We start from the raw sequence: 26692 nt of genomic DNA, 5'->3' as shown, positions 1-26692 counted from the left end.
AGGACACACGATGGAGCACGTGCTCGAGGCCGAGGGCCTCGGCAAACGTTACGGGGCGCAATGGGCCCTGCGGGACTGCACCCTGCGACTGCCCACCGGCCGGATCGCCGCGCTCGTCGGGCCGAACGGGTCCGGCAAGACCACCCTGCTGCACCTCGCGGTGGGGCTGCTGCGTCCCGACGCCGGTGCGGTGCGGGTCTTCGGCGCGGCGCCGTACGAGAACACGACCGCCCTCGCCGAGATCGGGTTCGTCGCGCAGAACACCCCGGTCTACCGCGACTTCACCGCCGACGAGCTGGTCCGGATGGGTGGCAAGATCAACCGGCGCTGGGATGCCACGCTCGCCCGGACCCGGCTGGCCCAGGCCGGCATCCCGCCACACACGCCGGCCGGCAAGCTGTCCGGCGGGCAGCGTGCCCAGGTCGCCCTCGCCTTGGCGCTGGCCAAGCGGCCCCGGCTGCTGCTGCTCGACGAACCGGTCGCGAGCCTTGACCCCCTCGCGCGGCGGGAGTTCCTGCAGTCGCTGATGGGCAGCGTCGCCGAGTCGGGCACCACCGTGCTGCTCTCCTCGCACATCCTCGCGGACCTGGAGCGCTCCTGCGACTACCTCGTGGTCCTGCAGTCCGCCCGGGTGCACCTGACCGGCGCGGTCGACGACATCGTGACGGAGCACCGGCAGATCGTCGGTCCGCGCCACCACGGCGAGCCGATCGGCGGTGTGGCGGCCGTGGTCCGCGCCCGCCACACCGACCGGCAGTCCACGCTGGTCGTGCGCACCGACGGCCCGATCACCGACCCGTCGTGGACGGTGCACGAACTGAGTCTGGAGGACCTGATCCTGGCCTACCTCGCCAGCAACGACGCACAGAGCAACCACGAGGCGTGGGGAGTGACGGCATGATCTGGCTGACCTGGCGGCAGCATCGCAAGCAGGCCATGTGGACGGTGATCGGCCTCGCGGTCCTGGCGGCGTTCATCGTGCCGACCGGCGTGGCGATGCACCGCGACTTCGACCGCCTCGTCGTGCGGGGCTGCGCGGCCAACACCCTCGACATGCCCTGCGACGGCTTCCACGACTTCTCGACCACCTACGGCTCGTACATCTACGTCTGCCTCCTGCTGCTGATCGTGCCGCTGCTGTTCGGCCTGTTCTGGGGCGCGCCCCTGATCTCCCGCGAGATCGAGCAGGGCACCCACCATATGATCTGGACCCAGGGCATCAGCCGCCGCCACTGGGCCCTGGCCAAGGTCGGCCTCCTCGGCGCCGCGGTGACGGTCCTGGCCGTCGTCTACGGCCTGGGCATCGCCTGGTGGTACGAGCCGCTCGGCTACGTCGAGAGCCGATTCGGCAGGATCTTCTTCGACGTGCAGGGCGTCGCCCCGGTCGGCTACACCCTGTTCGCGGTCGCGGTCGGCATCGCCGCCGGCGCCCTGGTGCCGAAGGTCGTGCCGGCGATGGCGATCGTCCTGCCGGCGTTCATCGGCGCCCGGATCGCCGTGGCGATCTACGCGCGGCCACGGTTCGCGACACCCGTCACCAACAACTACCCGGTCGTCGCCGACAACGCCCCTGAGAGCGGCGCTATGCGCGTCGGAAGCTGGCTGCTGAATTCCGACATCCGCCGACCGGACGGCACGTTCGTCGCCTCCGGCGCGATGGTCTGCCCGTCTGCGGACGACCAGGTGTGCCTCGGCCAGTTCGGCGCCGACCTGCACAACCACCAGGTGTTCCAGCCGGCGGACCGGTTCTGGACGTTCCAGTGGATCGAGGCCGGCGTCTTCACCGCCATCGCGGTGCTGCTGGTCTGGGTCGCGATCCGCCGCATCCGCCGGATCATCTGACCGGGTGACCGGCCCCGGAAGCGAGCGGCTTCCGGGGCCGGTCGGTGATCACGTGCCGTACACCTGGAACGTGTACAGCGAGTAGCCCCACTGGGTGCCGCGGGCCGTACCGTAGATGCGCACGTAACGGCCTGAGCCGGTGAGGCCGGTGTGGTCGTCCTCGCCGCCGTTGCCGCCGGTGACGGAGCGGATCGTCGTCCAGGTGTTCCCATCGGGGGAGGTCTGGATCTGGTACGCCGAGCCGTACGCGGTCTCCCAGACCAGCCGGACCCGGTTGACGGTGTGCGTGGCGCCGAGGTCGACGCGGATCCACTGCGGGTCGGAGAAGGCGCTGGACCAGCGGGTGGTGGTGGAGGCGTCGACCGCGTTCGCGGCGGGCGTGCCGGCGTTCTCGACGCTGGACGCCGTCACGGGGTGGTTCAGGGCGAGGTCGGTCGACGGGGGCTGGGTGGTGACGGAGCAGTTGCCGGTGCCCTGCGCGGCGTAGCGGATGCCGCCGAGCAGCAGCGAGCGGAAGCCCGCCTCGGCGTAGCTGGCCTGGGTGTGGCCCATGCCGGTGTAGAAGGACCGGCCGCCGTCGTAGGCCCGGCACCAGGTGTTGGGGTGGTCGGCGCCCATCGTGCCGCCGCTGTACGTGGACTCGTCGAGCGTGGTCAGCACGTGCACCTGGGCGCGGGGGTTGGTGCGGTAGTTGTACCACTCGTCGCTGCGGGACCAGGCGGCCGGCAGTCCAGCGGTGGCCGGGTGGGTGGCGTCGGCGACGCGGACCGTCGCGGTCTGGATCGCCGGGTGGCTGGCGAAGTACGCGCCGACGAGGCCGCCGTACCAGGCCCAGTCGTATTCGGTGTCGGCGGCCGCGTGCACGCCGAGGTAGCCGCCGCCGGCGCGGATGTAGTTCTCGAACGCGGTCTGCTGCGTCGCGTTGAGCACGTCGCCGGTGGTCGACAGCCAGATGACCGCCTTGAACCGGGCCAGGTTGGCGGCGGTGAACTGGGTGGCGTCCTCGGTGGCCTCGACGGCGAAGTTGTTCGCCGTGCCGAGGTCGCGGATCGCCTGGGTGCCGACGGCGATCGAGTCGTGGCGGAACCCAGCGGTCTTGCTGAACACGAGCACGGTGAAGTCCGGCGCCGCCTGGGCGGGCGCGGCGGTGAGGCCGAGCGCGGCGACGACGAGGGCGGTGCAGAAAGCGAGTCTGCGAATCACGGAACAGGCCTTTCTAGGAGTAGACCTCGAAGCTGAACAGGGAGTAGCCGTACGCGGTGCCGCGGGCCGTGCCGTAGATGCGCACGAACCGGCCCGACGCGTTCAGGGCGGTGTTGTTGTCCTCACCGCCGTTGCCGCCGGTCACGGAGCGCACGGTGGTCCAGGTCGTGCCGTTGGGCGACGTCTGGATCTGGTACGCCGAGCCGTATGCCGCCTCCCACTGCAGGCGGACCCGGTTGACGGTGTACGTGGCGCCCAGATCGACCTGGATCCACTGTGGATCGGAGAAGGCGCTGGACCACCGGGTGGTGGTGGAGGCGTCGACCGCGTTCGAGGCGGGCGTGCCGGCGTTCTCCACGCTGGACGCGGTCGCCGGCTTGTTCAGCGCCAGGTTCGTCGCCGGCGGTGCGGTGCCGGTGGCGAACGTGAAGCTGTCCAGGTCGAACAGCGCGGCGGTGCCGGTGCCGGCGAACGTGAGGTACAGCGAGGTGGTGCCCGCCGGCGCGCCGCTGATCGTGCCGGTCACGGTGGCGAACGTCTCCCACGACCCGGTGGAGGCGACCGCCGCCGAGCCGATGACCGCGCCGGTCGCCGAACCGGTGCGGATCTGCAGCGTCCCGCCGGTGCCACCGGAGGCGATGCGGGCGGTGAACGAGGTGGCGTTGTTGAGCTTGTACGGGTCGAACTCGATCCAGTCGCCGTTGTTGATGTCGCCGACGGTCATGCCACCCTCGGCCGCCGTCTTGGCGAACTTGTTGACGCCCGAGGACGTCTTGTAGTGCTCGGCCTGCCGGTGCTTGGGCGCCAGGATGTTCTGCGCGTGCGTGGTCAGGCCGCCCTTGTCGGTGTAGGACGCGTCGAAGATCGGGAAGATGTTCGAGGCGTCGTCGTGCTCACCGTCGACCGGGATCGTGATGGTGCCCGAGCAGCCCGTCTGCGACGTGATCTGGTGGGCGTGCTGGTCGTGGCCGAGCACGTAGGCCATCGTCACCTTGGTGCAGTCGACGGTGCCGTCCTCGGGGTCGGTGACGGTGACGCTCCACGGCACGCTGTCGCCGAACGCCGCCAGCTGGCCGCTTGCCGGCGCGTTGACCACGACGGTGGGCGCGGTGTTGCCGACGCTGATCGGCACGCTGGCCGTGCCGGTGGCACCCTGCGGGTCGCGCACCGTGAGGGTCGCGACGTAGCTGCCGTTGGTGGTGTACGTGTGCGCCGGGTTGGCGGCGGTGGAGGTGCCGCCGTCGCCGAACGCCCACGAGTACGTCAACGCGCCGCCGTCCGGGTCGCTGGAACCGGACGAGGAGAACGTCACCGCGAGGGGCGCCGCGCCCGAGGTCCGGTTGGCGCTCGCGACGGCGGTCGGTGCCCGGTTGCCGCCGGTGCCGACGTAGTCGTAGCGGTACAGGGCCGAGTTCGCGTCGCCGTTGAAGTAGCCGGTGCCGTAGTCCAGGACGTACAGCGACCCGTCGGGGCCGAACTGCATGTCCATGACCTGCTTGCCGTTCCACGGGAAATTGTCGATCGCGCCGGGCGACCCGTCGCCGTTGACGACGATCGGCTTGATCCAGCCGCGGCCGAACTCACCGGCGAAGAACTGCCCGTCCAGGCTGGCCGGGAACTTCGTGGTCAACGGGTTGGCGGCGTTGTAGCGGTACACCGGACCGGCCATCGGCGACTCGGATCCGCCGCCGAACGCGGGCGGTGATCCGGCGTCGCCGGCGTAGCGGATCCAGGCGGCCCTGGCCGGGGGCAGGGTGCCCTGGCCGGTGTTGCGGAAGGAGTTGTTGGTGGCACCGCCGCCGCAGTTGTACTTCGGGCCGGTCGCGTTGGTCGCGAAGTTCCACTCGTTGTACGTCTCGGCGGTCGTGTTGGCGCCGGTGCAGTACGGCCACCCGTAGTTGCCGGGGGAGGTGATCCGGTTGAACTCGACCTGCCCGGACGGGCCCCGGTTGGCGTCGGTGGTGCCCGCGTCCGGGCCGTAGTCACCGACGTAGACGACGCCGGTCGCCTTGTCGACGCTCAGCCGGAACGGGTTGCGGAAGCCCATCGCGTAGATCTCGGGCCGGGTGTTGGCGGTCCCCGGCGCGAACAGGTTGCCCGACGGGATGCTGTACGTGCCGTTGGCGTTGACCTTGATCCGCAGGACCTTGCCGCGCAGGTCGTTGGTGTTGCCGGCGGACCGCTGCGCGTCGTAGACCGGGTTGCGGTTGGTGCGCTCGTCCAGTGGCGAGTATCCGCTGGACTCGAACGGGTTGGAGTCGTCACCGGTGGACAGGTACAGGTTGCCGGCCGCGTCGAAGTCGATGTCACCGCCGACGTGGCAGCACATACCCCGGTTCGTCGGCACGTCCAGCACCGTGACCTGGCTGGCCAGGTTGACCGTGTTGTCGCTGTTGAGGGTGAACCGGGCCAGGCGGTTGACGCCGCTCCACGTGGTCCAGTCGGTGGCGGTGCCGCTGGCGGGCGCGTCACCGGCCGGGGTGCTCAACGGCGGCGCGTAGTACAGGTAGATGTAGCGGTTGCTGGCGAAGTTCGGGTCCGCGGCAACGCCCTGCAGGCCCTCCTCGTCGTGGCTGTACACGGGGATGTTGGCGATGACTGTGGTGTTGCCGGCCACGTCGGTGCGCCGCAGCGTGCCGTTGCGTGCCGTGTGCAGGACCGAGCGGTCCGGCAGCACGGTGATGGCCATGGGTTCGCCGGTCTCCGCCACCCCCTTGGCGAGGGTGACCTGTTGGAAGTCCGCGGCGTTGATCGCCGCCGCGGCCGGGGTGGCCGCCGAGGCGAGGACGCTGACCGCCGGGGTGACCAGGAGCAGGGCGGCCGCCATTGGCCGCCATCGTCGCACTGACCGATGTCGCTTCACGTGTTTCCCTTCCTGACCGGCTCGCCAGGCAGGACGCGCGCCGCCGCGCCGCAGCCGAAGCTGCCGTGTTGTCGGCCCTGGGGGCGGAGCGCACCCCCCGGCATCCGCGCCGACGGATCTTCGAGAGAGCGCTCTCAGGGTCGTGCCGCCAACACTATGGAAGTTAGATCCACGTGTCTAGATGTTTCGATCAGATGTCCGGAACTTCCGCAGCCCCGACCAAAAGCGGTGCGGACCCGTCGGCCGGGGCGCTTCCGTTCGCGTCAGGCCAGCAGCACCGCCAGCTCACGCTTGAGCACCTTGCCGCTCCCGCCGAGCGGGAACGACGCAAGGAACTCGACCCGCCGGGGGCACTTGTACGCGGAGAGGCGTTCCCTCGCCAGCGCCACCAGCTCGGCCGCCAGCTCCGGGCCCGCCGCGAAGCCGTCCCGGACGACGACTGCGGCGCACACCTCCTCGCCGAGCCGGTCGTCAGGCAGTCCGACCACCGCGACCTGCCTGACCGCGGAGTGCCGGGTGAGGACCTCCTCGATCTCCCGCGGGTACACATTGTGGCCGCCGCGGAGGATGACGTCCTTCTTCCGGTCGACGATCGTGAGGTATCCGTCCTCGTCGAACCGCCCGAGGTCGCCGGTGCGCAGCCAGCCGCCGACGACGGTCTCGGCCGTCGCCTCCGGAAGATTGAGGTAGCCGGCCATGATGTTGTGCCCGCGCACCACGATCTCGCCCAGCCCGCCGTCCGGCACGAACTCGATGGCGTCGGCGAGGTCGGCATCGGCCACCCGGACGTCGACGCCCCGGATCGGGCGGCCGACGGTGCCCGGCTTGGTCGGCCAGGCCTTCTGGTTGTAGGCGACGCAGGGGGACGCCTCGGTGAGCCCGTAGCCCTCGTACACCTCGCATCCGAAGGCGGCACGAATGGCCTCGAGCGTGGCGACGTGCAGCGGCGCGCCGCCGCTGAACACCCGGTCGAGCCGATACCTGCCGGCGTCGCCCGGCGCAATGGCGGCCAGCATCGTGGTGAACATCGTCGGCACGCCCATGAACAGCGTGCACCCATGCTTCTCGATCAGGTCCAGCGCCCGCGCCGCGTCGAACCGCCGCATCAGCACGACCGACGCGCCCGCCAGCAGGCAGGTGCCCAGCCCGCAGATGAGGCCGAACGAGTGGTGCAACGGCAGGCCTCCGAGCAGAACGTCGTCCGCCGTCACGCCGAACGGGGACTCTCTGGTGACCATGATGTTCATCGTCACGTTGAGGTGGGTCAGCATCGCGCCCTTGGGCCGGCCGGTGGTCCCCGACGTGTAGAGGACCATGGCGATGTCGTCCGGCCGGCGGGGTTCGTACGTGGTGAGCGGCGACGTCGCCGTTGCCAGCTCCGCCCCGGTCAGGACCGGCACCCCCGCGGCGCGCGCCACCTGTCCCGCCTCGGCGACCAGCGACGCAGCGCAGATCAACAGCACCGAACCGGAGTCGGTCAGCACGAACTCGACCTCCGCCGGCCGCGCCGCCGCGCCGACGGGCACCACGGTCGCCCCGGCGGCCCAGACCGCGAAGCACGCCACCGGCAGGTCGGGGGTGTTCTCCAGCATCAGCGTGACCGCGTCACCCGGGCAGACGCCCCGCGCCCGCAGCATCGCGGCACCCCGCAGCGCCCGCCGCCAGAGGTCGGCGTAGGAGATCTCCTCGTCGTCAGCGATGAGCGCGGTGTGCCCGGGACTACGGGCCGCGGAGTCGGCGAGGATCGCGGCCACCGACATCACCGGGCTCATCACCCCTGCCTCTCCACTGTGCCGAGGGTGCTGGCGCAACGCCCGCCCTCCGTCATTCCGTCATCTCCGCCACAAGACGTCCTGCCGTGGCGCGGGGCAGGTCCAGCTCCTTCCAGATGTCGTCCAGGGCGTCGGCGAAGCGGACGATCTCCGCCTCCTGGTGCGTGGCCGAAGGCGTGGCCCGCAGCACGGCATGACCCGGCCGGACGCTGGGCGCGTCGATCGGCTGCACATAGATGCCGTGGCGGTGCAGCAGGATGCTGGAGGCCGTCCGGCACTTCGCCTCATCGCCGACGAAAACGGAGACGATGTGCGACATGGCCGACACGTAGGGAATGCGCCGGTCGTCGAGGAGCTGGTGCGTGAACGCAGCGTTGCGGTGCAGGATCTCCCGCTCCGTTTCCGACGTCGTCAGGTGACGCACCGCCGCGAGGGCACCGGCCGCCATGGCCGGCGGCAGCGACGTGGTGAAGATGAAGTAGGGCGAAAACATGCGCACCGCCTCGACCAGCGGTGCCGAACCGGCGATGTAGCCGCCGATCGTGCCGAACCCCTTGGCGAGCGTGCCCATGATGACGTCGAACTCATTCTCGAGGCCCTGCTGCGCAGCGACACCGGCGCCGCGAGGACCGTACATGCCGACCGCGTGGACCTCGTCGAGATAGGTCAAGGCGTGATACCGGCGGGCGAGGTCGGCGATCTCTGCCAGCGGCGCGACATCGCCGTCCATGGAATAGATCGACTCGGCGACGATCATCTTCGGCCGGTCCGGGTCTGCCGCGGCCAGGAGCTCGGCCAGGTGGTCGGCGTCGTTGTGCCGGAAGATCCGCTTCTCGGCGCGGCTCTGCCGGATGCCGTCGATGATGGACGCGTGGTTCTTCTCGTCCGAGAACACGACGGTCCCGGGAAAGCGCCCGGCGAGAATCGGCAGGGCCCCGGAATTGGTCGTGTAGCCGGTGCTGAAGAGCAGCGCCGCATCCTTGCGGTGCAGCGCGGCGAGCTCGACCTCCAACTGCATGTGGTACCGGTTGGTGCCGCTGATGTTCCGCGAACCGCCGGAGCCGGCCCCGTTTTCGTCCACGGCCTTCTTCACCGCTTCGAGCACGGCCGGCGCCTGCCCCATGCCCAGGTAATCGTTACTGCACCACACGCTCACCTCGGCGGTGTCGGCGGGCAGGATGGGCGCGGTGGCCCGGGGGAATCTGCCCGCAATCCTGGAGATCTCAAGAAATTCACGACGGCCCCGCAACAGCGCGCTCATCTCGGTGGAAATGAGCTCAAGGAGATGTGTCATGGATACGGACTCCCTTACTCGACCTCGGTCGTGCATATGACTGAATGACCATTACGTCCGCCGGCCCATACCTTCGGAAAACATCCGCTTCCCGGCCGATACGCCGGAGCATCACGCGCCGTGCGTCAGGAGCAAGGCCTGCGTATCCGCCTTGCCGAACTGCGTCGTCGCGAGATGTGACACCAGTTCGATGACCGCCGGAACGTGCAGTGCGGACATCTTCCCGGCCACGAACGCGGCCAGTTCCCCGGACGTCAGGTCGCTGCCGGTGGCGCGTGGCTCGACGTATGCCCTGATGGAGTCGCGCAGGTCGGCGTCGCGGACCTTGATGACGCTGGCCCGGGCAACGGCCGGGTGCGACAACAGCACGCGCTCGATCTCAGCCGGGTAGATTTTGATCCCGTTGGCCTTGACGACCTGGTGCATGCGGTCGATGAGGTACAGGTAGCCGGTCTCGTCGAGGTAGCCGATGTCGCCGGTGTGCAGCCAGCCGCCGCGCAGCGCCTGCTCCGTCCGCACCGGGTCGAGGAAGTACTCCGTCATCATCCCGGGGGTTCTCACGCACACCTCGCCGGCGACGTTCGTTTCCAGGTCGGCGCCCGTGTCCGGGTCGCGGATGACGACCTGGACGGTGGGAACCGGACGCCCGGCGCTCGCGAGCCGGTGCGGGTCACGGTGGTCGGCGGGCATCAGCGCGGAGATCCGGCGGCTCTCCGTCGTCCCGTAGTACTGGACGAAGATCGGGCCGAACCTGTCGACGGCCTGTTGGATGCGCGCCGCCGAGATCGGCGTGCCGCCGTACATGACGAGCCGCAGGCTCGAGGTGTCGACGTCATCCAGGCGTGGGTGGTCGAGGATCTGATACAGATGCTGGGTCGCCCAGAAGGTGCCCCCCACCCGCTCCCGCTCGACGGTTTCGAGCACCCGGCCGGCATCGAACTGCTCGTGCAGCAGCACGAACCCTTCGTGCGCCAGGACCGAGTCCACGGAAATGCCGGCGTTGCTGAGCGGAATGGTGACCAGGTAGGACGACGCACCCAGGTTCATGCGTTTCACCTGATCCATCGCGGCGACGGTCTCGCGATGCCACGCGCCGAAGCTCCGGCAGATGCCCTTCGGCTTCCCGGTCGTGCCACTGGTGTAGATGATCGTGGCGGTGTCGTCCTCGACAATGGGCCGGGGCTCCGGCAGGACGCCGTCGTCCGATTTCCCGGCCGACAGGTCGGCGTCGACGCGTGCGTCGCCGGCGCCGTAGCTGGCGAGCTTGAGCGGTCCTTTGACCTGATCCACCAGCCTGCGTGCGACATCGAGACTCTCGATGTCCACGGCGAGCAGCGTCGCGCCCACCTCGTTCAAGATGTCGACCTGCTGGCCTTCGGCCAGCGACTCGGCCGCCGAATTCGCGTTGACCGAGAGGATGTGCACCAGGCGCGCACCGAGGAGGTGCGCCGCGTAGCGGGTGTAGATGACGGTCGGACTGTTCGATGCCGAGAGGGCGGCGACGGTATGGGTGCGGTCGACGCCCAGCTCCTGCATCTGGCGGGCCGCGGCAACCGTCGAGCCCAGGAACTCCCGGGCGGTGATGCGCTGATCCCGCCACTTCACGACGATCTCGTCAGGTCGGCCGGCCAACGCGGTGAGGATCCGCATTACATAGTTCGGGCAATCCGATTCCGCGCCGTTGCCGGCGGCAATCTTCTCCATGAGGAACCACCTCTGTCGTACGTGGTGCGGTCGGGTTATGCGTGGTGGTACGTGCCGGTGGAGCCACAGATGGTCAGCGTCACGTCGAAGATGGACAGGTACTGGTTGGTGTAGCCGCGCAGGCTGAACTTCCAGGAGCCGGTCTTGCCGAGCATGTCGCCGGCGCTGCCGACCAGCGGAATGGTCTGCGGCTTGCCGGCGACCGCGTCCGCGATCGAGACCGGCACGGTGCCGAAGAACGTGCCGCCGCTGGGCATCTGCACGGTGACCGCGAGCCACTCCCAGAGCGTGCCGTCCGTGGGATTGGTGTAGACCAGCGCGGTGCCCTCGCCGGTGACGGCAAGCGCGCCGGAGGCGTCGTAGACGTCATCGTGGTAGACGACGGCGTCGCCGTCGGTGGTGCCCGGTGCGCGGCCGTCGTGCTTCGTCAGGTGGGACTGGTCGGTGAGACCGGCCGTCACGGTGCACTGCCAGGCGGGGACCGCGGAGGCCGCGGAGCCGCCCAGGACGGCGGTGGCGGCACTGCCGAGAACGACCGCGGAAAGCAGAGCGGCGAGCCGCTTCGGCCTTGGCTTGAGCATGAGCGTCAGTCTCCTTCTCATGGTCGGCCGGCCTTCCGGAAGACGGAGGCGGGCTCGAAGATGGCGCGACACCGGCCGAACCGGCGTCGATCGTGTGCTGGCCGGTCATCGGGTCGCCCCGTCGCGTCGCACGACGGCCGGGCGTGGTGCCCACCGGTGGGGCCAGTCTCGGGCACGACGCTTGCCCCGGGCTTGTAGCCGCCTAAAGCGTGTCCAAGGCGGCCGGACGCGCGACGGACCGGACACGCGACGGCGCGCGGGCGCCCCGCGCGCCGCCGTCGTCGCGGTCAGCCGCAGATGGTCGACGTCACGTCGAAGATGGACAGGTTCGGGCCTTCGTAACCGACGAGGCTCCACTTCATGGAGCCGGTCTTGCCGAGCATGTCGCCGGCGCTGCCGACCAGCGGAATGGTCTGCGGCTTGCCGGCGACCGCGTCCGCGATCGCGAACGTCGAGACGCCGAACAGCGTGCCGCCGCTGGGCATCTGCACGGTGATCGTGAGCCACTCCCAGAGCCGGCCGTCCGTGGGGCTGGTGTAGACCAGCACGGTGCCCTCGCCGGTGAAGACCTGAGCGCCGGCGGCGTTGGTGACGTCATCGTGGAAGATGACGCTGTCGCCGTCGGTGGTGCCCGGCGCACGGCCGTCGTGCTTCGTCAGGTGGGAGTGGTCGGTGAGACCGGCCGCCACGGAGCACCGCTTCCCGTTCCCGTGCCCGGCCGGGACCGCGGACGCCGTGGAGCCGCCGAGGACGGCGGTGGCGGCGGCGCCGAGAACGACCGCGGAAAGCAGAGCGGCGAGCCGCTTCGGCCTTGGCTTGCGCATGAGCGTCAGTCTCCTTCGCATGGTTGGCCGGCCTTCCGGGAGACGGGGCCGGCTCGGAGATGGCACGACACCTGCCGTACCAATCTCGATCGTGCGGGGAGGCGCTTAAGCGGTGCTAAGTCGGCCCTGCGTCAGGATGCGCGGGCGGTCCCGGCGTCTCGTGGTCCATGAGACTGTTCCGGGTGACCCGGTCACCCGGGCATCGACTGGTCCCTGGCCGGCGGGGGACCGAGGGGACGGCGCGACCCGGGCGCACCCTCGACGTCCTGCGCATCGACCAGGTGCCGCGCCACGATGTCGGCCGGCTCGCCGCCCCCGGGCCCGAGGACGGCGAGCCTGCGGTGCAGCTCGGCCCGCTCCCGGACCGGCATGCCGGCGAGGACGGCGGCCTGCACCCTGGGATCCCGGAAGGCGTGGCCGGGCAGCAGGCCGACCCGGTGCAGCGCCAGCAGCCCCCAGTCGACCATCTCCTCGCTGATGGACAACAGCTGGGCCAGCACCGGCACCTCGGCCGTGCCGCCGGTGACGGCGAGCGCGCGGGCGATCGGCAGTGCGTGCGGTTGACTGCGGAGCAGGCAGGTGCGGACGGCCTCGATGAACGCCTCGCCGGCGACGGGGCGCCCCACCGCGGGCGGCCCCTCGACCCGCCGCAACACGTCCTCGACCAGGGCCGCGGTCAGCCGCGGGTTGCCACCGGTGAGGGCGTGGACGTGACCGGCCAGGCCGGGATCGACCGGCGGCGGCAAGCGCCGCACCATGTCGGCCACGCCGGCGCGGGTCAGCGGGGGCACCGTCAGCACGATCGGCGTCGAGCTGTGCAGCAGTTCCACGTATTGCGCCGGGTGGGCGGGCGACAGCTGCGGGAGGTCGGTGAGCACCATCAGCAGGCGCGTGGCCCGGACCCGCCGGCTCAAATACGACAGGAACTGCATCGAGAACGGATCGGCGTGATGGACATCGTCGATGCACAGCATCATCGGCCGGCGCTCGATGCCCCGCAGAAATGCCATGCACAGACCGTGCAGGATCTTCGCCGAGCTGGGCGGGAACGATGCGTCCTGAGCGAGATCCCAGTCCCTCGACATCGCCGCGTCGAGCAGGCCGGCCACACTCGTCGCGGCACCCGCCGGCTCCGGTGCGTGGCTCGTCAGCAGCCCGGCGGCGCCGGCGAGCTGGCCGATGACGCCCAGCGGCAACGACTGCTCGGTGCAGGCGGCGATCGCGGTCGTCACGTCGGTGCCCACCTCGCCGGCCAGCGAGCGCATTCGGTCCAGCAGGACGCTTTTGCCGTTGCCGGACGCGCCGCTGAGGACGGCTGTCTGTCCGCTGCCCGCCACGGCAGCGGACAACAGCTCGCCCAGCGTGCCCAGCTGGTCCTCGCGCTCGATCAGATCCTCCGCCGGCCGGTGCATTGATGCCTCCCCGTGGCGCCGGCCTGTAGGCCCGGCACGCGATTTGCGCAGGGTGAGGCGTCAGGCGAAACGTTCACCTGACGTCGGCCAGACACCCCTGTTCAGCCCGACGACCTGCACCCGCGACGCCCGGCGCCTGTCTGCGGCGCCGAGCGTCGGGGATGCGGCTCAGCCCATCGCCGCGGGCTGCGGGGCCGGCTCTGCCGCGTCGTCGCGCAGGGTGCGCGGCAGCAGCAGCGCCGGGATCACGGCGACGACGGTGAGGGCCACGGTCCACCAGAAGGTGTTGCCGAACGCGCCGGCGATCTGGTCGAGGTTCGGCCGGCCGGCGGCGGCGTCGGTCGCGTCGGTGACCTGACGCTGGAGCACCACGGCAACGACGGCCACGCCGAAGGAACCGCCGAGCTGCTGGAAGATGCGCAGGGCGCTGCTCGCCCGGTTGAAGGCATGCTGCGCCACCCCGGCGTAGGCCGCGGCCATGCAGGGCACGATGACCGCGCCCAGCCCGGCGCCGCGGACGACCAGGGAACCACCCAGCAGCCACTGGTTGATCTCGCCCTTGGCCAGGCAGAACGGGATCGTGCCCGCGATGGCGAGCAACAGCCCGACCACCGCGATCCAGCGGGGGCCGATCTTGTCGGTGAGCGGTCCGGCGAGCAGGAGCGCGGCGGCCAGGCCGACGCCCTGTGGTGCCAGCAGCAGGCCGGTCTTGACCGCGCTGTCCCCGTGCACCTGCTGATACAGCAGCGACAGCAGGAAGATCGCGCCGAACAGGGCCATGCTGAAGACGAACAGCACGCTCGAGGACGCGCTGAAGTTGCGCGACTTGAGCAGGCGCAGGTCGATGATCGGCTCAACCTTGGTGCGCAGCGCGTGCAAGGCGAAGGCGGCCAGCAGCACGACGCCGCCGACCAGCGGGATGAGGACCTCCGGGGCGGTGAAGCTGCCGTGCTGGCCGGCCTTGGACAGCCCGTAGACCAGTGCCGCGCAGCCGGGTGAGAGCAGGAGAAGCCCGAGCTTGTCGAGTCCCTTGCGCTCGCTCTCGGCGCTGGTGCCCGAGGGCATGAGCCGCCAAGACAGGGCCAGCGCCGCGAGGCAGATCGGCACGTTGACGTAGAAGATCCAGCGCCAGGAGAGGTGGTCGACCAGCACGCCGCCGAGGACCGGGCCGAGGACCGGGCCGAGCATCGCCGGCACGCCGATCGCGCTCATCATGCGGCCGAGCCGCTTCGGCCCGGCGGCGGCCGCGAGGATCGCCTGGGCCAGTGGGAGGATCATCCCGCCGCCGAGGCCCTGCAGGACGCGGAAGGCGATGAGGCTCTCGGCCGACCAGGCGACGCCGCAGAGCACGGAGCCGCCGAGGAACGCGCAGAGCGAGAACGTCCATACGGCCCGCGCGCCGAACCGGTCGGACGCCCAGCCGGTGAGCGGAATGACGATGGCCATCGCCAGCAGGTAACCCGTGCTCACCCACTGGATCGTGCTGACCGTGACCTCGAAGCGCTTGCTCAGCGTGTCGATGGCGACATTGACCATCGTCGAGTCGAGCTGAACCATGATTGCGCCGAGCATGATGACGCCGGCCAGCTTGAGCAGGGCAGGGGAGATCCGGCTTTCGTCGTCGGAAGTGGTGGCCGTGCCGTCGGGCACGGATGCGTCGGGAGGTGCCGGAACAGTCATCTGGACTCCGATCGCTGGCCGGACCGATGGGAAACAGGTACGGCATCTCGTTTGTTGATACAACGTATCACAAACCGATGGGCTGTATGATGGACGTATGTCGCCGACGCCATCCACCCAGGGGCTCGACCAGGAGCCCGCCGACCGCCCCAACGCCCGCCGCGGCGCGTCCGCGCCGGTCAGTGGTTCGGTCTGGACGCGCCCGCCACGGCCCACGCGGCGGCGGCTGTCCCTGGAGGCGATCGTGCGGGCCGCCGTCGACCTGGCCGACGCGGAGGGGCTCGACGCCATCACGATCCGCCGGGTCGCCGCCGAGCTGAACGCCCGGCCGATGAGCCTCTATTCGTTCATGGACCGCAAGGACGATCTCATCGAGCTCATGGTCGACGAGATCCTGGGCGAGATGGTCCTCGGCGAGCCCCCGAAGGACTGGCTGGCCGCGTTGCACGCCATCGCTGCGCAGACCCGCGCGGTCGGCCGCCGCCACCCGTGGCTGATCGCCGCGATCATGCAGCGACCGGCACTCGGGCCCAATGCGGTGCGCCACGCCGAGCAGTCCATGGCGGCTTTAGCGGGACTCGGCCTTGAGCGCGAGGAGGCGCGCACCCTGCTGATCGCCGTCGACGCGTTCACGATGGGCTTCGGGGGCCTGGAGCTGGCCGGTCACAGCATGCGGCAACGCGACGGCCTCACCGAGTCCCAGTGGGCCGACTCCACCGGGGCTTACCTGGATGACCTGTCCCGCGCCGGCCGTGCGCCCCATCTGGCACAGCTCGCCGAGGAGCCCTCCGACCAGGCCTTCGCCACCAGCCTGAACTGGTTGCTTGCCGGCTTCGCCGCCAGCCACGGCAAGACGATCGGCGAGCCCTGATCGCCACGGAGCTTGCGCACCCCTGAATTCGGCTCCCGCGGCCCCCTACATCTCCTAAGGGGGCGGAGCCCGTGTTCCGGGCGGGTTCTGACGCGACGACGCGCGATTGAATGGAGCCCCGTGATCGAGGTACGGCAGTTGACGAAGCGCTACCGGCACACGACCGCGATCGCGGATCTCACCTTCCGGGTCGGTCCTGGCCTGGTCACCGGCTTCCTCGGCCCGAACGGCGCCGGCAAGACCACCACCATGCGGCTGATCCTCGGGCTGGGCCGGCCCACCTCGGGCACCGCGACCGTCGGCGGCCATGCCTACGCCGACCTGCCGCACCCGCTGACCACGCTCGGCACGCTGCTGGACGCCCAGGCCGTCAACCCGCGCCGGGACGGCTTCCACCACCTGCTCGCCCTGGCCCAGAGCAACGGGATCGGCGCGCGCCGGGTCCGCGAGGTGGTCGACCTGGTCGGCCTGTCCGACGTCGCACACCGGCCGGCCGGCGTCTACTCGCTCGGCATGAAACAGCGCCTCGGCATCGCGGGCGCCCTGCTCGGTGACCCGGCCGGGGTGATGCTGGACGAGCCGCTCAACGGGCTCGACCCGGAGGGCATCGTCTGGCTCCGCGGACTGCTGCGCCGACTGGCCGGCGAGGGCCGCACGGTGCTGCTCTCGAGCCATCTCATGAGCGAGATGGCGCTGATCGCCGACCACCTCGTGGTGATCGGCAGGGGGCGCCTGATCGCCGACACGCCGACCGCCGCGCTCCTGCGCGAGCACGCACCCGGGTCGATGCTCGTCCGTGCCGAGGACGCGGGCGCCTTCGCCGGCCTGCTGCGCGGCGCGGGCGCCTCGGTGCGGGTCGAGGAGGACGGCGCACTGCGCGTCCGCGGCCTGGACGGCCTCGGGATCGGCCGGCTGGCCGCGCAGCACCACGTCGTGGTGACCGAGCTGACGCCGATCCAGCCCTCGCTGGAGACCGCGTTCATCGACCTCACCCAGGACAGCGTGGAATACGCCGCCGCAGCAACCGCCACCATCAAGGACGCAGCCTCATGAGCCTGACCGGAGTCCTCGCCGGCGAGTGGACCAAGGTGCGCAGCCTGCGATCGATGTCGCTCGGCGTGCTGCTGGCGCTGGGCATGGGCGCCGGCTTCGGGGCGCTCACCAGCTACGCAGCAGGCCGCTCCTACGCCCAGCTGTCGCCGCAGGCACAGGCGACCTTCGACCCGGCCGCGTCCAGCCTCCGCGTCTACCTGTCGGTCCAGCTGGTCCTCGGCATCCTGGGCGTGCTGACGGTCACCAGCGAATACGCGAGCGGCACGATCCGGGCCAGCCTCAGCGCCGTGCCGCGCCGGACCCGCCTGCTGGCCGCGAAGGTGGCCGTCTTCACCGCCGGCGCGCTCGTCCTCGGCCAGCTCATCGCGTTCCTGGCGTTCCTGGCCGGGCAACCGATGATCGCCGCGCAGGGTGCCCCGTCGACGACGCTGGACGCGCCAGGGGTGCTGACCGCCGTGACCGGGGCGGGGCTGGTGATGGCGGCCGTGGGGGTGCTCGGCATCGCGCTCGGCGTGCTGACCCGCAGCACCGCGGCCGGCCTGATCACCGTCGCGGTCCTGACCGTGCTGGTGCCGTCGTTCATCCCGGCCCTGCCCGAGCCGCTGTCCTCCGGGCTCGGCCGCTACTGGCCGACCACGGCGGCAGCCCAGCTGACCAAGGTGGTGCCCGACGCCGCCGCGCTCAACGGCTGGGCCGGACTGGGCCTGCTGATGGCGCTGGTGACCGCCGCCCTGACCGGCGCCTTCATCGTCTTTCACCGTCGCGACGTCTGAGCCACGCGCTGTGGCGCCACCCGCCCGCGTGGCAGGCGGCGCCGCAAGCGTCAGACCCGCTTGCCCTCGAGACCGAACCCGCCGATGAGGCCGGCGCTGACCTTCCCGGTCATGGTGTCGCCGTCCACGGTCACGTTGAACGTCAACGTGACCTTGACGAGCGCCATCTCGATCTTCCATGTGGCGGTGTCACCTTCGACGTGCCCGTCGAAGATCTCGGACTGCTGGTTCATCGTCTTGTTGGTCAGGGGGCCGGTGACGGTGTCGCCATCGACGTGCAGGACGACCTCGCCTTCCTGCTTGCCCATTGGGCTGTCGATGATCAGCTGCCAGGTTCCCGCGACGCTCATCGGACCTCCATCGTCAGGGTAGGGACACGCTCACGGTAGGGACGCCCGGCACCGGCAAGCACCCCTAGCTGTCCCCTATGCCACCCGCCCCCTATGCCGCACCGCGTCCCGCCGACCACTCGAAGGACACGCGCCGCTTTAGGCGGCTGCAAGGCCGGGGCAAGCGCCGTCCGCGAGGCTGGCCGCATCCGGGCGGCGGCTCCGCCGGAGCTCTACGAGCCCGACCTTGACCCCGCGAGGAGAACACCATGGACGCTGCCGTCGTCATCGCCGGTGCCGGTCCGACCGGCCTGCTGCTCGCCGCTGAACTCGCGCAGGCCGGCGTGCCGGTGGTGGTGCTGGAGCGTGACCCCGAGCCACGCCTGGCCGCGATGGGCATGGCCGTCAACGCCGGCGTGGTGGAGCTGCTCGCCGAGCGTGACCTGATGGACCGGATCGGCGCCGACGGGCTGCCCTGGCCCCGCGCGCACTTCGCCCAGCTGTGGCTGGATCCTGGCCGCGTGCCCGGCCGGCAGGCGCACACGTATCTGCTCCCGCAGGCCAAGCTGGAGGAGCACCTGCTCGCGCACGCCACGAAGCTCGGCGCCGAGATCCGGCGCGGGGTGACGGTGCGGGGCGTGCGGCAGGACGCCGGCGGGGTGACCGTGGACACATCCGCCGGTGAGGTCGGCGCCGCCTACCTGGTCGGCTGCGACGGCGCCCACAGCGTCGTGCGCAGCGCCGCCGGGATCACGTTCGAGGGCTCCGAGTCGGCGTTCGACGGCATCGCCGGAGACGTCGAGGTGCCCCACGGCCATCCGCTCTACCAGCAGCTGGGCGCCAACGACTTCAGCCGCGGGCTGTTCTCCGTCGCGCCCAGCGGCATGGGCCTGCTGCGCGTGGCGACCGGCGAGTTCGGCCGCCGGCCGGCGGACCGCGCCGCACCGCCCGACGCCGCCGAGCTGCGCGCCGCCGTGCGCCGGCTGACCGGGCAGGACATCGACGTCGGCACGCCGCGCTGGCTGGGCCGGTGGGACTGTGAGACCCGGCAGGCCGACCGGTACCGCGCCGGGCGTGTCTTCCTCGCCGGCGAGGCCGCCCACGTCCACTTCCCCCTCGGGGGCCAGGCGCTGAGCACCAACCTGGAGGACGCCGTCAACCTCGGCTGGAAGCTGGCCGCGGAGCTGGCCGGCTGGGCGCCGTCCGGGCTGCTCGACAGCTACCACGACGAGCGGCACCCGGCCGGTGCCCGGACCTGCCTGACCACCGCCGCGCAGCTGGCCCTGCTGCACCCGGCCGAGCAGGTGGCGCCGCTGCGGCAGGTCATGACGGAGCTGATCGAGTTCGACGCGGTGAACGAGTACCTGGTGCGGACGGCCGGCGGCCTCAACGTGCGCCATCCCGACGGCGGCGACCACCCGCTGGTCGGTCGCCGGGTGCCCGGCGTGCCGCTGCCGCCCGGCCGCGGCGTGGCCCTGCGGTTCGACCGGTCCGTCCCGCTCGATGTCAGCGGGTGGGCCGGCCGGGTCGACCTGGTCACCGCAGAGCCGTCCGCCGATGTCCCGGCCGCCGCCCTGCTGGCCCGGCCGGACGGCCGGATCGCCTGGGCCACCGACAGCGCCGACCCCGAGGGACTCGCCGCCGCGCTGTCGACGTGGTTCGGCGCGCCCGCCCGCGCCTGACCCGTCTCCGCTGTCGGGCCAGGGCGGATTGTCCGGTAGCGCTCGCCGGCCCGGACAGACAACGCCGGCCAATCTCGGCGCTCACGCCGGCGAGGGTCCGGACCGCGGGCCGGGCCGGTGAGTCAGGCCGGTGAGTCAGGCCGGTGAGTCAGACAATGGACGGCCGTGCTGCTCGAAGCCGACACCGAGGCAGGTGATCAAGAAACTACGATCACTGGCTCTGACCACCGGAAGGCGTCGGCATGACCCCGCAGCAGCAATCATCCACACTGGCGACCGGCGTCGAATGGGCCCGTCGGCTGGGAGTCGCCGCCCTGGCCGGCGGCATCACGGGGCTGGTCGCCGGAGGCATCGTCGGGCGGCTGTTCATGCTGGTCCTGGCCCGACTGAACCATCCCCGGGCAACCGGGGTGCTCAGCGACGACGGCTTCGTCATCGGCCAGTTCACGCTCGCCGGTACGCTCAATCTCCTGCTGGTCGGCACCGTCCTCGGCGCGATCGGCGGGCTGGTCTGGCTCGCCATCCGGGGTCTGCGCTTCGGTCTGCTGTGGTGGCGGCGGGTCAGCCTGCCACTCGGGGCGACCCTCGTCATCGGGGCGATGATGGTGCACAGCGACGGTGTCGACTTCACCCTGCTCGACCCACCACTCGTCGCCGTTGCCCTCACGCTTAGCGTCCCGCTGCTCGCGAGCGTCCTCGTGACCTGGCTCGGCGACCGCTGGATCGGCAGTGACCGGACCGTCTGGCAACAGCTGCCGGCGGTGGTCGCCTGGACCGCCAGGGCCGCCCTGACCCTGGTCGCCGGCGGGGCCCTGGTCGACCTGGCCACCAAAATCAGTCGCATCCTCTGACGGTCGCCCCGCCGCATGGATCCGGGCCGTTCGCGCCGCCGTTGGCGTCCTCCCGGGTGCGGCGCGGAGGCAGATCACTGAGCGGGTGAGGTCCCCCTTAGAGGGCGGCGCGCAGCCGGGCCGCGCGCAACAGCAGGCGCAGGGGCAGCGCGGAGCGCCCGCGCATGCGCTGGATCGACAGCGCCGTCCAGGCCATGCTTTCCAGCGTGTGGTTCGGCGCGCCGTGCACGTCGTCGTGGACGAGCATCCGGAAGTCACGGACGTTGTCGCGCAGCACCAGCAGATCCTCGCGCGGGATGATCTCGTCGCGGGTGCTGGCGACAGCGGCGACCGGGATGCGCAGTGCGGCCAGCTGAGCGGGGCCGATGACCCAGTCGCCCAGCTGGTCGAGGCCCAGCCCGGTGAGGTGGCTCAAGGTGTCGGTGGTGACCCGGGGGAGCCGCGCCTGCCAGGCCTCGTCGGTGAAGAACGAGCGGATCGGCGCGCCGGCGGTGACGACGCCCCGCAGCCGCGGATCCTCCAGGGCGCAGCGCAGCGCCAGATGGCCGCTGAAGCTGAGCGCGATCGCGTACGTCTGCCGCACGTCGGCCCGGTCGCCGACCGCGTCCAGCAGGCTGGACAGGAAGCGATGGGCGCCGGCGTCGTAGGGCACGGTGTTGCCGCCGATGCGCGGGATGTCGGCGACGACGGCGGCCAGACCCAGTCGGCGGAACACGCCCAGGCGTGGCGCCCACTGTTCCTTGACGGTCAGGTGGCCGCCCATGATGACGACGAGCGGTCGCGGCCGTGCCGAGGACAGCCCGGACTGCCAGCAGCGCACCGGATGGCCGTCGTGCTCGAAGTCCAGCGGGTGCAGGTCACGCCCGGCCCGCCACCGTTCGAAGGTGGCCGCCGCGTCGTGCGCGGCACGGGTCCGGGTGGGCCGGTCCGGGTACGGGAAACGGGCCATGATGTAGTGGCGGCTCGCCGGCAGCAACTGCCCCCGGCGTTCGAGCGCCGCCGCGGCGGCCGACCACTGCGTGACCCACGAGCCCGGGCCGTCGCCGTCGTCCACAATGGAGTCGAGCTTCTCCTGGAGCTTGCCGATGCGCTGCCCGCGCGCGTGCGCGACGATGTACCGCTTGAGTTCGTCGAGGTCATTCATGCGGGTCCTTGAAATGCTCGAGGGACTGCTTGAGATCGGCCAGGATGTCGGCCGCCTCGGCGCCGTCGATGGCCCGGTGGTCGAACGTCAGGGACAGCCGCATGACCGGCGCGACGACGATCTCGCCGTCGCGCACCACGGGGCGGTCGGTGCTGCGGCCGAGCCCGATGGTCAGGGTGGTGCCACCGACCGAGTAGAAGCCGTCGACCGGGCGGTGCCCGAGCGAGGTGACCGCGAACGTCCCCATGCGCCTGATGCGTTGTCGCAGCGGCCGGACGGCCAGCCGGTAGAGCAGACCGCCGAGCGGCATCGGGGCACGGTGCAGCCGGCGGAGGCTCGCGAACTCCGGCATGGTGTCGGGGTCACCGTCGCGGAACCGTTCGACCTGCCGCTGGATGCCGGTGAGGCTCTCCCGGTCGAGGTCCGGCAGCACGGTCGACAGCACGACCCGCCGGCCCGACATCATCTTGTCGAACGTGAACTTGCCGGCGACCGTGTCGTAGCGGACCATGCGACGGCCCCGCAGCGCCACGTTGGCGTCGGGGTGCGCGGCCAGCACGCGGGCCGCGCACCACAGCACGTAGGTGACGATGGAGTGTTTCGCCGCACGCCGGTGGGCCAGCACGGCGCTCATGTCGATGTCGGTGCCGAGGAACACCGGTGCGATCTCGCGGATGTTGTCGAGGAAGTAGATGGTGTGCCGGTGGGGCCGGGGAATGCCGCTCATGCCGCCACCGCGAGCCCGTCGAGCAGGTGCTGGGCCAGTTCGGCCGGGGTCGGGCTGTCGTAGATGAGCGACGGGCTGATCGCGACCCCGGCGTCGCGGATACGGGCCGTGAGCTCCATCGCCGTCATGGACGACAGCCCGAGGTCGAGCAGGTTCTCATCGGGGCCGATGGCGTCGGCCTCGTCGAGCCCGAGCGCGCCGGCGACCTCGGTGCGGATGTAGTCGATCAGCAGCCCGAGCCGTTCGTCCGGGTCGGCCGCCGCGAGACGGGCCGTGAGCGGCACCTCGTCGTCGCGGCCCGCCGCGGCGGCATCGCCTGCCGGGACTGCGTCGGTGAGCACGACGGTGGCGGGCGCCGAGCCGGACCAGGTCAGGCTGCCGGCGACGGCCCGGTCCGGGAGCGGGCGGGGCCCCGGCTGCACCGACAGCCCCCGTTCGCCCGCGGCGACCCGGTCCAGGACGGTCAGCTCGCAGCACATGGTGGTGCCGGCGTCGGCCGGCGGAGCGAACAGCACGAACGCCGACAGCCCGGACCCGCGGGTCAGTTCGTCGAGGTGCCGGACCGCTGCGCCGCCGCCGGGCGCCGCGATGTGCACGACGGCGTCGACGGGCTCGTCGGCCAGCAGGTCGGCCACGGCCGCCCGGTCGGCGAGGTCGCAGGCGACGACGGTCACCTTGGCCCCGAGCGCGGCGAGCGCGGACCAGTCGTCGGAGTGCGGGACGTTCACCAGGATCAGCTGCTGCGCGCCGCCGGCAGCCAGCCACCGGGCCGCGTGTCCGCCGAGCCCGGTGTCGGCGCCGGTCAGCAGCACGGTCCCGGTCGGCACCCAACCGGCCCCGGCTGGGGCAGCGGCGGTCACGAGCCGCCGGGCCGCCAGCCCGGTGTGCCGCACCGCGACCGCCGGCTCGTCCACGGCGCCGGAGAGGACTGCGAGCAGCTGCCGCCGCATCACGTCGTCGAGTTCGGCCGGCAGATCGATGAAGCCGTAACCGTGATCCAGGGCCACGCCCCAGGCCGTGGCGGCCTCGAGACGCGGGCCACGGGAGATCACCCACTGGCGGCCGGATCCCGAGATGTCGAACTGCTCGCCGGGGTGGGGCGCGGCGACGGTCACCTCGGCGCCGCCGTCGCGCAGGATCCCGGCCAGCTGTTCGTCGCGGACGAGCCAGCGACCGGTCAGCCCGCCGGTGACAGCCGGGACCGGCACCGGGCTCCAGATCCAGGTGTGCCGGCCGGAGACCCGGCGCCGGAGGTCGGTCAGCGCCGGCAGCAGCGCCCGCAGACTCGTGCGCTCGTCCTCGGTGAGGGACAGCAGCGTGTCGAGGTGGGCCACGTCCTCGCGTTCGACGGCAGGCCAGAAGCCCTCGTGCGCCGACTCGGTGCCCGACGGTGCCACGGCTTCGAGCCAGAAGGGCCGGCGCTGGAACTGATAGAACGGGAGCTCCACGGCGCCGGCCGGTTGCGGGCCGATGATCGTCGCCCAGTCCACGGCGTGGCCGGCGGTGTGCGCCAGCGCGGCCGCGGTCAGCGCGGTGTGCGGTTCGGGTCGTTCGGGGTGCAGCAGCGGCCCCGCGGCGGCGCTGCGGCCGAGTGCCTCGCGGACGAAGCCGAGCAGCACCGGGCCGGGGCCGAGCTCGAGGTAGGTGTTTGCGCCGAGGCGGTCCAGAGTGGACAGTGCCGCACCGAACCGGACCGGTTCACGGATCTGCCGTGCCCAGTGGCCGGGGTCCTGCAGCTGCCCGGCGGTCGCGACATCGCCGGTGAGGCCGGTGACGAGCGGGATCCGCGACTCGGCGTAGGTGAGGTCGGCGATGGCCGCGCGGAACTCGTCGAGGACCGGATCCATGTGGTGCGAGTGAAACGCATGGCTGACCTTGAGCCGCTTGGTGCGCCGCCCGCGAAGGGCGAACCGCTCCGCCAGGACGGCGACCTTGTCGGTGTCGCCGGAGACGACCGTCCGCGTCGGAGCGTTGACCGCCGCGATCGAGACCCCGTCGACCAGCTCGGCGAGCACCTCCTCCTCGGTCGCCTCGATGGCGGTCATGGCGCCGCCCGCCGGTGCGGCCTGCATGAGCCGGGCCCGGGTCGCCGTGAGGCGGGCCGCGTCGGCGAGGGTCATCACCCCGGCGGCATGCGCGGCCGCGATCTCACCGACGGAGTGGCCGGCCACGGCGTCGGGCCGCAGGCCCCACGACTCGAGGAGCCGGAACTGGGCCGTCTCCAGCGCGAACAGCGCGGTCTGGGTGTAGAGCGTCTCGTCGAGCCGGGCGGCGTCGGTGAACATCACGGTCCGCAGCGGACGGTCGAGGTACGGGTCCAGCTCGTCGGCCGCCGCGTCGACAGCGGCGCGGAAGACGGGGTACGCGTCGTAGAGCGCCTGTCCGGCTCCGGCCCGCTGGGCGCCCTGCCCGGTGAAGAGCAACACGAGTTTGCCGCCGGTTCCGGCCACGCCACGCACGACGGCGCGGGACTCCGCACCGGCGGCGAGCGCGGCCAGCCCGCGGGCGAACCCGTCCCGGTCGTCGGCGACCACGGCGGCCCGATGCGGGAAGTGGGTGCGGGTCGTGGCCAGCGCCCGCGCGACCGCCGCCGCGCCGGCTTCGGGCAGGTCGGAGCGCAGCCGGGCGGCCTGTGCCCCGAGGGCGGCGTCGCTGCGGCCCGACAGCAGCCACACCTGCGGGCCGGCGGGCTCGTCGCCCTCCGGCGGGTCGGCGGGCGGCGCCTGCTCGAGGATCACGTGGGCGTTGGTCCCGCTGATGCCGAACGACGACACCGCGGCCCGGCGGGCACGGCCGACGTCCGGCCACTGCCTCGCCTCGGTGAGCAGGCGCACCGCCCCGCTGCTCCAGTCCACGTGCGGGCTCGGCGCGGTCACGTGCAGGGAGCGGGGAATCTCGCCGTGCCGGATCGCCTGGATCATCTTGATGACGCCGGCCACCCCGGCGGCGGCCTGGGTGTGGCCGATGTTCGACTTGATGGAGCCGAGCCACAGCGGGCGGTCCCGGTCCTTGCGCTGCCCGTAGGTGGCCAGCAGCGCCTGTGCCTCGATCGGGTCGCCCAGCACCGTGCCGGTGCCGTGGGCCTCCACCACGTCGATGTCGTCGACGGTGAGCAGGGCGTTGGCCAGGGCCTGGCGGATCAGTCGCTCCTGTGAAGGGCCGTTGGGGGCGGTGATGCCGTTGCTGGCGCCGTCCTGGTTGGTGGCCGAGCCGCGGACGACGGCGAGCACCCGGTGGCCGTTGGCCACGGCGTCGCTGAGCCGTTCGAGGAGCACCAGCCCGCAGCCTTCCGACCAGCCGGTGCCGTCGGCGCCGGCGGAGAACGACTTGCACCGCCCGTCCGGCGCCACCCCGCGCTGGCGGCTGAACTCGATGAAGACGCCCGGCGTGTGCATGACGGTGACGCCGCCGGCGAGGGCGAGCTCGCATTCGCCGTTGCGCAGCGACTGCCCGGCGAGGTGGATGGCGACCAGCGACGACGAGCAGGCGGTGTCGACGGTGACGGCCGGACCTTCCAGCCCGAACGTGTAGGCGAGCCGGCCGGAGGCGAGGCTGCTGGCGCTGCCGGTGCCGAGCAGGCCCTCCAGATCGGGCGGGACGTTGTGCATGACGCGAACGCCGTAGTCGTCGTACATGACCCCGGTGTAGACACTGACCGGCCGCTGCCGCAGATCCGCCGGCACGATGCCCGCGTGCTCGAAGGTCTCCCAGGCCGTCTCCATCAGCAGCCGGTGCTGCGGGTCCATCGCCCGCGCCTCGCGGGGGCTGATGCCGAAGAACGCGGGGTCGAAGTGGTGCGCGTCGTAGAGGAACCCGCCCTCCCGCGTGTAGGTCTTGCCGGTGCGCTCCGGGTCCGGGTCGTAGAGATCGCCGGTCGACCAGCCGCGTTCCTCCGGAAAGCCGGCGACGGCGTCGGACCCGTCGGCGACCAGGCGCCACAGGTCGTCCGGTGTCCGCACGCCGCCGGGGTAGCGGCAGGCCATGCCGATGACCGCGATCGGTTCGCGCGCCGAGGCCTCCGTCCGGCGCAGCAGCTCCCGGGTCCGATGCAGGTCGGCGGTCACCCACTTGAGGTAGTCGACCAGCT

19 protein-coding genes and 1 pseudogene are annotated in these 26692 nt (G+C 71.6%); 7 read left to right on the top strand and 13 right to left on the bottom strand.

Annotated features, from left to right (window positions below):
* Positions 1 to 10 precede the first annotated feature (10 nt).
* Both ACFPIJ_RS26395 and ACFPIJ_RS26390 read left to right on the top strand, forming a co-directional pair.
* Positions 11 to 901 carry an ABC transporter ATP-binding protein gene (locus ACFPIJ_RS26395; protein ID WP_380118393.1) on the top strand — a complete coding sequence of 297 codons (891 nt, stop codon included), beginning with the start codon at positions 11 to 13 and terminating at the stop codon, positions 899 to 901.
* The gene (locus ACFPIJ_RS26390) at positions 898 to 1842 is read left to right on the top strand and encodes a transporter (protein WP_380118315.1); all 945 of its coding nucleotides are present in this window, start codon (positions 898 to 900) and stop codon (positions 1840 to 1842) included. Before ACFPIJ_RS26395 ends, ACFPIJ_RS26390 begins: the two co-directional genes overlap by 4 nt.
* A 48-nt stretch (positions 1843 to 1890) precedes the next feature.
* Here the strand turns inward: ACFPIJ_RS26390 and ACFPIJ_RS26385 are convergent, their stop codons facing one another.
* From ACFPIJ_RS26385 to ACFPIJ_RS26345, 9 genes are all read right to left on the bottom strand, one after another.
* Positions 1891 to 3045 carry a ThuA domain-containing protein gene (locus tag ACFPIJ_RS26385; RefSeq protein WP_380118312.1) on the bottom strand — a complete coding sequence of 385 codons (1155 nt, stop codon included), beginning with the start codon at positions 3043 to 3045 and terminating at the stop codon, positions 1891 to 1893.
* Positions 3046 to 3058: 13 nt separating this feature from the next.
* Positions 3059 to 5872, bottom strand: a complete 2814-nt coding sequence (locus ACFPIJ_RS26380; RefSeq protein WP_380118311.1) for a PQQ-dependent sugar dehydrogenase — start codon at positions 5870 to 5872, stop codon at positions 3059 to 3061.
* 299 nt (positions 5873 to 6171) lie between these two features.
* Positions 6172 to 7680: a long-chain-fatty-acid--CoA ligase gene (locus ACFPIJ_RS26375; RefSeq protein WP_380118309.1), complete on the bottom strand. Its 1509-nt coding sequence runs from the start codon at positions 7678 to 7680 to the stop codon at positions 6172 to 6174.
* A 52-nt stretch (positions 7681 to 7732) separates the two neighbouring features.
* Complete coding sequence (gene hemA / locus ACFPIJ_RS26370) at positions 7733 to 8941, bottom strand: 5-aminolevulinate synthase (protein ID WP_380118306.1); 1209 nt, start codon at positions 8939 to 8941, stop codon at positions 7733 to 7735.
* Positions 8942 to 9085: 144 nt separating this feature from the next.
* Positions 9086 to 10678, bottom strand: coding sequence for an AMP-binding protein (locus ACFPIJ_RS26365; protein WP_380118303.1), 1593 nt, complete (start codon positions 10676 to 10678; stop codon positions 9086 to 9088).
* Between the two features lie 35 nt (positions 10679 to 10713).
* The gene (locus ACFPIJ_RS26360; RefSeq protein WP_380118300.1) at positions 10714 to 11259 is read right to left on the bottom strand and encodes an allene oxide cyclase barrel-like domain-containing protein; all 546 of its coding nucleotides are present in this window, start codon (positions 11257 to 11259) and stop codon (positions 10714 to 10716) included.
* A gap of 287 nt (positions 11260 to 11546) precedes the next feature.
* The gene (locus ACFPIJ_RS26355; protein ID WP_380118298.1) at positions 11547 to 12083 is read right to left on the bottom strand and encodes an allene oxide cyclase barrel-like domain-containing protein; all 537 of its coding nucleotides are present in this window, start codon (positions 12081 to 12083) and stop codon (positions 11547 to 11549) included.
* Positions 12084 to 12274: 191 nt separating this feature from the next.
* Positions 12275 to 13495 (bottom strand): AAA family ATPase, encoded by a 1221-nt coding sequence (locus ACFPIJ_RS26350; protein ID WP_380118296.1) that lies wholly within the window; start codon positions 13493 to 13495, stop codon positions 12275 to 12277.
* A 168-nt stretch (positions 13496 to 13663) separates the two neighbouring features.
* The gene (locus ACFPIJ_RS26345; protein WP_380118294.1) at positions 13664 to 15175 is read right to left on the bottom strand and encodes an MDR family MFS transporter; all 1512 of its coding nucleotides are present in this window, start codon (positions 15173 to 15175) and stop codon (positions 13664 to 13666) included.
* Positions 15176 to 15272: 97 nt separating this feature from the next.
* Here ACFPIJ_RS26345 and ACFPIJ_RS26340 point away from each other — a divergent pair, with 97 nt between their 5' ends.
* The 3 genes from ACFPIJ_RS26340 to ACFPIJ_RS26330 all read left to right on the top strand — a co-directional run bounded on the left by ACFPIJ_RS26340 (position 15273) and on the right by ACFPIJ_RS26330 (position 17872).
* Positions 15273 to 16046 carry a TetR/AcrR family transcriptional regulator C-terminal domain-containing protein gene (locus ACFPIJ_RS26340; protein ID WP_380118291.1) on the top strand — a complete coding sequence of 258 codons (774 nt, stop codon included), beginning with the start codon at positions 15273 to 15275 and terminating at the stop codon, positions 16044 to 16046.
* A 120-nt stretch (positions 16047 to 16166) separates the two neighbouring features.
* Positions 16167 to 17099, top strand: coding sequence for an ATP-binding cassette domain-containing protein (locus ACFPIJ_RS26335; RefSeq protein ID WP_380118288.1), 933 nt, complete (start codon positions 16167 to 16169; stop codon positions 17097 to 17099).
* Positions 17096 to 17872, top strand: coding sequence for an ABC transporter permease (locus ACFPIJ_RS26330; protein WP_380118285.1), 777 nt, complete (start codon positions 17096 to 17098; stop codon positions 17870 to 17872). The genes ACFPIJ_RS26335 and ACFPIJ_RS26330 overlap by 4 nt, the downstream gene beginning before the upstream one ends.
* Positions 17873 to 17922: 50 nt before the next feature.
* On the opposite strand, the gene ACFPIJ_RS26325 is transcribed toward ACFPIJ_RS26330, so the two are convergent.
* Positions 17923 to 18222 (bottom strand): hypothetical protein, encoded by a 300-nt coding sequence (locus ACFPIJ_RS26325; protein WP_380118283.1) that lies wholly within the window; start codon positions 18220 to 18222, stop codon positions 17923 to 17925.
* A 248-nt stretch (positions 18223 to 18470) separates the two neighbouring features.
* Between ACFPIJ_RS26325 and ACFPIJ_RS26320 the strand changes: the two genes are divergently transcribed.
* Complete coding sequence (locus ACFPIJ_RS26320) at positions 18471 to 19883, top strand: FAD-dependent monooxygenase (protein WP_380118280.1); 1413 nt, start codon at positions 18471 to 18473, stop codon at positions 19881 to 19883.
* A 242-nt stretch (positions 19884 to 20125) separates the two neighbouring features.
* On the top strand, positions 20126 to 20734 hold the full coding sequence (locus ACFPIJ_RS26315) for a hypothetical protein (protein WP_380118278.1): 609 nt from the start codon (positions 20126 to 20128) through the stop codon (positions 20732 to 20734).
* A 97-nt stretch (positions 20735 to 20831) separates the two neighbouring features.
* Here ACFPIJ_RS26315 and ACFPIJ_RS26310 read toward each other — a convergent pair whose 3' ends face one another.
* The 3 genes and pseudogenes from ACFPIJ_RS26310 to ACFPIJ_RS26300 all read right to left on the bottom strand — a co-directional run.
* Complete coding sequence (locus tag ACFPIJ_RS26310) at positions 20832 to 21878, bottom strand: alpha/beta hydrolase family protein (protein ID WP_380118276.1); 1047 nt, start codon at positions 21876 to 21878, stop codon at positions 20832 to 20834.
* Entirely contained in the window at positions 21871 to 22605 is a 735-nt protein-coding gene (locus tag ACFPIJ_RS26305) for a 2-oxo acid dehydrogenase subunit E2 (RefSeq protein ID WP_380118273.1), read from the bottom strand. The genes ACFPIJ_RS26310 and ACFPIJ_RS26305 overlap by 8 nt, the downstream gene beginning before the upstream one ends.
* A pseudogene (locus ACFPIJ_RS26300) lies at positions 22602 to 26681 on the bottom strand (type I polyketide synthase); the annotation flags it as partial. The gene ACFPIJ_RS26305 and the pseudogene ACFPIJ_RS26300, both read right to left, overlap by 4 nt.
* Between the last annotated feature and the right edge of the window lie 11 nt (positions 26682 to 26692).

This window comes from Dactylosporangium cerinum (genome assembly GCF_042653625.1).
GTDB classification, from domain to species: Bacteria; Actinomycetota; Actinomycetes; order Mycobacteriales; family Micromonosporaceae; genus Dactylosporangium; species Dactylosporangium cerinum.
The sequence above is the reverse complement of the archived record's forward strand: the minus strand, read 5'-3'. Positions and strand labels throughout refer to the sequence as shown.

Excerpts from the sequence above, each read along its gene's own strand:
- ACFPIJ_RS26360 (WP_380118300.1), bottom strand. The coding sequence starts at position 11,259 with ATGCTCAAGCCAAGGCCGAAGCGGCTCGCCGCTCTGCTTTCCGCGGTC.
- ACFPIJ_RS26320 (WP_380118280.1), top strand. The coding sequence starts at position 18,471 with ATGGACGCTGCCGTCGTCATCGCCGGTGCCGGTCCGACCGGCCTGCTG.
- ACFPIJ_RS26380 (WP_380118311.1), bottom strand. The coding sequence starts at position 5,872 with ATGGCGGCCGCCCTGCTCCTGGTCACCCCGGCGGTCAGCGTCCTCGCC.
- ACFPIJ_RS26305 (WP_380118273.1), bottom strand. The coding sequence starts at position 22,605 with ATGAGCGGCATTCCCCGGCCCCACCGGCACACCATCTACTTCCTCGAC.
- ACFPIJ_RS26375 (WP_380118309.1), bottom strand. The coding sequence starts at position 7,680 with ATGAGCCCGGTGATGTCGGTGGCCGCGATCCTCGCCGACTCCGCGGCC.
- ACFPIJ_RS26325 (WP_380118283.1), bottom strand. The coding sequence starts at position 18,222 with ATGAGCGTCGCGGGAACCTGGCAGCTGATCATCGACAGCCCAATGGGC.
- ACFPIJ_RS26310 (WP_380118276.1), bottom strand. The coding sequence starts at position 21,878 with ATGAATGACCTCGACGAACTCAAGCGGTACATCGTCGCGCACGCGCGC.
- ACFPIJ_RS26365 (WP_380118303.1), bottom strand. The coding sequence starts at position 10,678 with ATGGAGAAGATTGCCGCCGGCAACGGCGCGGAATCGGATTGCCCGAAC.
- ACFPIJ_RS26340 (WP_380118291.1), top strand. The coding sequence starts at position 15,273 with ATGTCGCCGACGCCATCCACCCAGGGGCTCGACCAGGAGCCCGCCGAC.
- ACFPIJ_RS26315 (WP_380118278.1), top strand. The coding sequence starts at position 20,126 with ATGACCCCGCAGCAGCAATCATCCACACTGGCGACCGGCGTCGAATGG.
- ACFPIJ_RS26390 (WP_380118315.1), top strand. The coding sequence starts at position 898 with ATGATCTGGCTGACCTGGCGGCAGCATCGCAAGCAGGCCATGTGGACG.
- ACFPIJ_RS26330 (WP_380118285.1), top strand. The coding sequence starts at position 17,096 with ATGAGCCTGACCGGAGTCCTCGCCGGCGAGTGGACCAAGGTGCGCAGC.
- ACFPIJ_RS26350 (WP_380118296.1), bottom strand. The coding sequence starts at position 13,495 with ATGCACCGGCCGGCGGAGGATCTGATCGAGCGCGAGGACCAGCTGGGC.
- hemA (WP_380118306.1), bottom strand. The coding sequence starts at position 8,941 with ATGAGCGCGCTGTTGCGGGGCCGTCGTGAATTTCTTGAGATCTCCAGG.
- ACFPIJ_RS26355 (WP_380118298.1), bottom strand. The coding sequence starts at position 12,083 with ATGCGCAAGCCAAGGCCGAAGCGGCTCGCCGCTCTGCTTTCCGCGGTC.
- ACFPIJ_RS26345 (WP_380118294.1), bottom strand. The coding sequence starts at position 15,175 with ATGACTGTTCCGGCACCTCCCGACGCATCCGTGCCCGACGGCACGGCC.
- ACFPIJ_RS26395 (WP_380118393.1), top strand. The coding sequence starts at position 11 with ATGGAGCACGTGCTCGAGGCCGAGGGCCTCGGCAAACGTTACGGGGCG.